The sequence below is a fragment of the Phormidesmis priestleyi ULC007 genome (assembly GCF_001895925.1).
GTDB lineage: Bacteria > Cyanobacteriota > Cyanobacteriia > Leptolyngbyales > Leptolyngbyaceae > Phormidesmis_A > Phormidesmis_A priestleyi_A.
In genome coordinates this window covers 1-5,476 of record NZ_MPPI01000078.1, presented here as the reverse complement: position 1 = coordinate 5,476, position 5,476 = coordinate 1, and the positions used below count along the sequence as shown (strand labels likewise).

Sequence of the window (5,476 nt, the reverse complement as noted above, 5' to 3'; positions counted from 1 at the left end):
TTCAGCTAAGAAAGGAGGCTTTGTTCTTTTAATATTCAACCTGGCGATGAGCTATTTTTGCGGGAGGCTACCCTCCAACTATCTTCGCCGCTGTCACGTTTCACACCTGAGTTCGAGATGGGTCAGGGTGGGTCCACGACGCTAGAAACACCAGGAAAGCTTTTGGCTTTAACCTATGGTTAGGCATGGTTGGGTAGAGCCATGAAGGCTGCATAGAAACTTGTTTTTTGTCAGACATTTGTCTGTTGAAGATCAGAGGTCAAGCCCTCGGTCTATTAGTACGGCTCGACTGCATGCATTACTGCACTTCCATCTACCGCCTATCAACGGGTGTTCTGCCCGTGACCTTACTGGGTTAACCCCATGAGAGCACTCATCTTGAGGTGGGCTTCCCACTTAGATGCTTTCAGCGGTTATCCGCTCCGCACATAGCTACCCAGCGTTTACCGTTGGCACGATAACTGGTACACCAGCGGTGCGTCCTTCCCGGTCCTCTCGTACTAAGGAAGGCTCCTCTCAATGCTCTTACGCCTGCACCGGATATGGACCGAACTGTCTCACGACGTTCTGAACCCAGCTCACGTACCGCTTTAATGGGCGAACAGCCCAACCCTTGGGACGTACTACCGCCCCAGGTTGCGATGAGCCGACATCGAGGTGCCAAACCTCCCCGTCGATGTGAACTCTTGGGGGAGATCAGCCTGTTATCCCTAGAGTAACTTTTATCCGTTTAGCGACGGCCTTTCCACGCAGCGCCGTCGGATCACTAAAGCCGACTTTCGTCCCTGTTCGACATGTACGTCTCACAGTCAAGCTCTCTTGTGCTTTTACACTCTACGGCTGATTTCCAACCAGCCTGAGAGAACCTTTGCGCGCCTCCGTTACCTTTTAGGAGGCGACCGCCCCAGTCAAACTGCCCACCTGATACGGTTCCGCTGCCGGATCACGGCAAACGGTTAGAATTCTAGCTTTGTTAGAGTGGTATCTCACCGTTGACTCCATCGTCCCCACAAGGACAATCTCTTAGTCTCCCACCTATCCTGCGCAAACAAAGCCCGAACCCAATACCAGGCTACAGTAAAGCTTCATAGGGTCTTTCTGTCCAGGTGCAGGTAGTCCGTATCTTCACAGACACTCCTATTTCGCCGAGCCTCTCTCCGAGACAGCGCCCAAATCGTTACGCCTTTCGTGCGGGTCGGAACTTACCCGACAAGGAATTTCGCTACCTTAGGACCGTTATAGTTACGGCCGCCGTTCACCGGGGCTTCAGTCGCCAGCTTCAGGACGAATCCCTGACCGACTTCTTTAACCTTCCGGCACTGGGCAGGCGTCAGCCCCCATACTTCGTCTTACGACTTCGCGGAGACCTGTGTTTTTGGTAAACAGTCGCTTGGGCCTCTTCACTGCGACCACCTTTCGATGGCACCCCTTCTCCCGAAGTTACGGGGCCATTTTGCCGAGTTCCTTAGAGAGAGTTATCTCGCGCCCTTGGGTATTCTCAACCTTCCCACCTGTGTCGGTTTAGGGTACAGGTAATTCTGGATTAACGTGGTTAGAGCTTTTCTAGGAAGCTTGACGTCACACACTTCGAGTCCGTAGACTCTCGTACTCATGTCTCAGCTCAAGCCGTTTTCACCGGCTCTCATCACCTCGAACACTTAAACCGCGAACCAACATGCGGCTGTGTTAGCCTTCTCCGTCCCTCTGCACAATCCAGAATCAGTATCGGAATATTAACCGATTGTCCATCGACTACGCTCTTCAGCCTCGCCTTAGGTCCTGACTCACCCTCCGTGGACGAGCCTTGCGGAGGAAACCTTGGGATTTCAGGGCATTGGATTCTCACCAATGTTTGCGCTACTCAAGCCGACATTCTCACTTCTGCTTCGTCCACACCTGCTCTCGCTGATGCTTCAAACTACAACAGAACGCTCCCCTACCGATACATCGATAGATATATCCCACAGCTTCGGTACACAACTTAGCCCCGTTCATTTTCGGCGCAAGAGCGCTTGACCAGTGAGCTATTACGCACTCTTTTAAGGATGGCTGCTTCTAGGCAAACCTCCTGGTTGTCTGGGCACTCTCACCTCCTTTATCACTGAGTTGTGATTTGGGGACCTTAGCTGGTGGTCTGGGCTGTTTCCCTCTTGACGATGAAGCTTATCCCCCACCGTCTCACTGGCAATCTGTACACGAGGTATTCAGAGTTTGACTCGATTTGGTACCGCTCTCGCAGCCCGCACCGAATCAGTGCTTTACCCCCTCGCTATAATCATTGCCGCTGCGCCTCAACACATTTCGGGGAGAACCAGCTAGCTCCGGGTTCGATTGGCATTTCACCCCTAACCACAGGTCATCCGCTGATTTTTCAACATCAGTCGGTTCGGACCTCCACTTGGTGTTACCCAAGCTTCATCCTGCCCATGGTTAGATCACCCGGGTTCGGGTCTATAAATACAGATTAACGCCCTGTTCAGACTCGGTTTCCCTTTGACTTCGCCATTCTCGGCTTAATCTACCTGTACCTATAAGTCGCCGGCTCATTCTTCAACAGGCACACGGTCAGACGTTTAAATCGTCCTCCCATTGCTTGTAGGCTGATGGTTTCATGTTCTATTTCACTCCCCTTCCGGGGTTCTTTTCACCTTTCCCTCGCGGTACTGGTTCACTATCGGTCACACAGGAGTATTTAGCCTTACGAGGTGGTCCTCGCGGATTCACACGGGATTTCACGTGCCCCATGCTACTCGGGATTCAGCTAGTATCATTAAGCTTTCGACTACGGGACTTTCACCCCCTCTGGTGCAGCATTCCACTGCTTCGTCTAGCCGCTTGAGTCCATATCGCTGTCCCACGACCCCAAGGTGCATGCACCCTGGTTTAGGCTGTTTCCGTTTCGCTCGCCGCTACTTGGGAAATCACGTTTGTTTTCTCTTCCTACAGCTACTAAGATGTTTCAATTCGCTGCGTTCGCTCTTGCCACCCTATGGATTCAGGTGGCAGTATATAGGGTTGCCCCATTCGGAAATCTCTGGATCAATGCTTGCTTCCAACTCCCCAGAGCATATCGTCGGTAACCACGTCCTTCTTCGCCTCTGTGTGCCTAGGTATCCACCATCAGCCCTTGTTAGCTTGACCACTTCAATCAATCAACATTGGTGTCTGTGATATCTGTTGAAACCCCTCACTCGTTGCCTTGTAAGCAACTCGTGAAAGATTTACTACTTTCTACCTGACAAGTTTCTATGCAGTTTTCATGGTTCTGTCTGGAACAAGTCCAGCAGGCTCTCTAATCCTAGTCTCACATTCGTGAAGACCTAGTTAGACAAGTTGCTGAAGTTGATGCCGCTTCGGGTACGAAAGCTCTCTGCTCTCAGTGGAGGTTAACGGACTCGAACCGTTGACATCCTGCTTGCAAAGCAGGCGCTCTACCAACTGAGCTAAACCCCCTCATTTTCAAAAGGTGGGCCATCCTGGACTCGAACCAGGGACCTCACCCTTATCAGGGGTGCGCTCTAACCACCTGAGCTAATAGCCCATAGCCCGAACCAATCTTACATAGTCTAGAAGTCAACACTCAATCCTCGAACGACCTTGGGATGACCAGCTTCTTCTCTAATAGCCCAATCCTCTAACCAATCAAATCAACCGAGGTTAATTGATTCACTGGAGAACTGAACGTTCAAGGAGAAACGGGTAGGTCTCCCTATAAGGAGGTGATCCAGCCACACCTTCCGGTACGGCTACCTTGTTACGACTTCACCCCAGTCATCAGCCCTGCCTTCGGCATCCTCCTCCGCGAACGGTTGGAGTAACGACTTCGGGCGTGGCCAACTCCCATGGTGTGACGGGCGGTGTGTACAAGGCCCGGGAACGTATTCACCGCAGTATGCTGACCTGCGATTACTAGCGATTCCGCCTTCATGCAGGCGAGTTGCAGCCTGCAATCTGAACTGAGCCACGGTTTATGAGATTTGCTTGTCCTCGCGAACTTGCGGCTCTTTGTCCGTAGCATTGTAGTACGTGTGTAGCCCAAGGCGTAAGGGGCATGCTGACTTGACGTCATCCCCACCTTCCTCCGGTTTGTCACCGGCAGTCTCTCTAAAGTGCCCAACTCAATGATGGCAACTAGAAACGAGGGTTGCGCTCGTTGCGGGACTTAACCCAACATCTCACGACACGAGCTGACGACAGCCATGCACCACCTGTGTTGCAGCTCCCGAAGGCACTCCTCCCTTTCAAGAGGATTCTGCACATGTCAAGCCTTGGTAAGGTTCTTCGCGTTGCATCGAATTAAACCACATACTCCACCGCTTGTGCGGGCCCCCGTCAATTCCTTTGAGTTTCACACTTGCGTGCGTACTCCCCAGGCGGACAACTTAACGCGTTGGCTACGGCACTGCCCGGGTCGATACGGGCAACACCTAGTTGTCATCGTTTACGGCTAGGACTACAGGGGTATCTAATCCCTTTCGCTCCCCTAGCTTTCGTCCATGAGTGTCAGTTCAGGCCCAGTCACGCGCTTTCGCCGCTGGTGTTCTTCCCAATATCTACGCATTTCACCGCTACACTGGGAATTCCCGTGACCCCTACCAAACTCTAGTCTTGAAGTTTTCACCGCCGTTACGAAGTTGAGCCTCGCGATTTAACAGCAAACTTTCAAAACCACCTGCGGACGCTTTACGCCCAATAATTCCGGATAACGCTTGCATCCTCCGTATTACCGCGGCTGCTGGCACGGAGTTAGCCGATGCTGATTCATCAGGTACCGTCATTGTGTTCTTCCCTGATAAAAGAGGTTTACGACCCAAGAGCCTTCCTCCCTCACGCGGTATTGCTCCGTCAGGCTTGCGCCCATTGCGGAAAATTCCCCACTGCTGCCTCCCGTAGGAGTCTGGGCCGTGTCTCAGTCCCAGTGTGACTGGTCATCCTCTCAGACCAGTTACTGATCGTCGCCTTGGTACGCCGTTACCGCACCAACTAGCTAATCAGACGCGAGCTCCTCTTCAGGCTATAAATATTTCACCCGTAGGCACATCGGGTTTTAGCAGCCGTTTCCAACTGTTGTCCCCGTCCTGAAGGCAGATTCTCACGCGTTACTCACCCGTCCGCCACTAAATCCCGAAGGATTCCGTTCGACTTGCATGTGTTAAGCATACCGCCAGCGTTCATCCTGAGCCAGGATCAAACTCTCCATGTTGTTTTGAAAAACATAGGGCTTGTTCAGCTCACGAAAGATTTCATCTGGTTAGAACTAACTAACCAAAAAATCCAATTCTCGACTTTTTAACCCTTAAAGCACTACCGAAGTATTCCTTTAAGTCAATTTGCTTTGACGAGGTTTAAGTGCTATTATGACTTCTAAACTATGCAGTTGTCTTGGTTCAGCACGGGAAGAACCTTCGCTTTCGCGTCCGTTCCTCTCACCCGCTTGACTAATATAACTTGGCAAGGCGAACCGTGTCAAGCAAAA

2 tRNA genes and 3 rRNA genes are annotated in these 5,476 nt (G+C 51.7%); all 5 read right to left on the bottom strand.

The annotated features are described in order from the left end of the window. Positions 1-38 precede the first annotated feature (38 nt). Positions 39-155 (bottom strand): 5S ribosomal RNA (rrf, locus tag BRW63_RS26555). Positions 156-255: 100 nt separating this feature from the next. Further along, a 23S ribosomal RNA gene (locus BRW63_RS26550) occupies positions 256-3,141 on the bottom strand. Positions 3,142-3,380: 239 nt separating this feature from the next. Next, positions 3,381-3,453, bottom strand: a tRNA-Ala gene (locus BRW63_RS26545). A 14-nt stretch (positions 3,454-3,467) separates the two neighbouring features. Then, positions 3,468-3,541, bottom strand: a tRNA-Ile gene (locus BRW63_RS26540). Between the two features lie 171 nt (positions 3,542-3,712). Continuing rightward, positions 3,713-5,203 (bottom strand): 16S ribosomal RNA (locus tag BRW63_RS26535). The 16S, 23S and 5S rRNA genes sit together here with 2 tRNA genes alongside, the layout of an rRNA operon. Between the last annotated feature and the right edge of the window lie 273 nt (positions 5,204-5,476).